The sequence below is a fragment of the Mesorhizobium sp. P5_C1 genome, assembly GCF_054049815.1.
Genome location: NZ_JBFULQ010001353.1, coordinates 1 through 610 on the forward strand (window position 1 = coordinate 1; position 610 = coordinate 610).

The window sequence follows — 610 nt, forward strand, 5'->3', positions numbered from 1 at the left end:
CACGGCCCCAGTGGGTTTTCCTGATCCGGCGGTTTCAACCGGCTTTGTGCATTAGCTCCTGTGCGCCCTTTCCAACCTCGTCGGCGATCGCTCGCCCTGTCTATCCTATGCGAATGTCCGGCTCCCTGTAGCGCCCGCCGTTTGTCATCAATGCCCAAACCATCCGGGCTGTCTTGTTGGCCAGCGCAACCGCTGCAACCTTGGTCGTTCGCCTCGCCATCAACTGCATAAGCCATGGCCTCCTGGTTCCGTTCCGCTCGGCATAGCGGATGACCGCCATAGAACCGACCACGAGCAGCTGTCGCAGGTAGCGATTACCAGCCTTGGAGATGCTGCCGAGCCTCTCCTTGCCTCCGCTCGAGTTCTGCTTTGGAACGAGCCCGATCCAGGCCGATAGACAGCGTCCCGACTTGAACGCATGCGGATCGGCGACGGTCGCTATGAACGCGCTCGCCAGCAGCGGACCGACCCCGGGGATCTCCATCAGCCTGCGCCCGAGTTCGGTCTCTCGCGCATTCGCGCGGACCCGGCGATCGTTTTCGAGGATCTGTTCCTTCACGACCCGGAGCTGTGCCTCCAGCATTCGCAGGCATAGCCGTGCGTCAGCGGG

General features: G+C 62.6%; 1 protein-coding gene. It reads right to left on the reverse strand.

Annotated elements, in window-relative coordinates:
• Window positions 1-100 precede the first annotated feature (100 nt).
• Window positions 101-610, reverse strand: a 510-nt coding sequence (locus tag ACXJ7R_RS35770) for an IS110 family RNA-guided transposase (RefSeq protein ID WP_457155894.1), incomplete at its 5' end; no start/stop codon positions are given.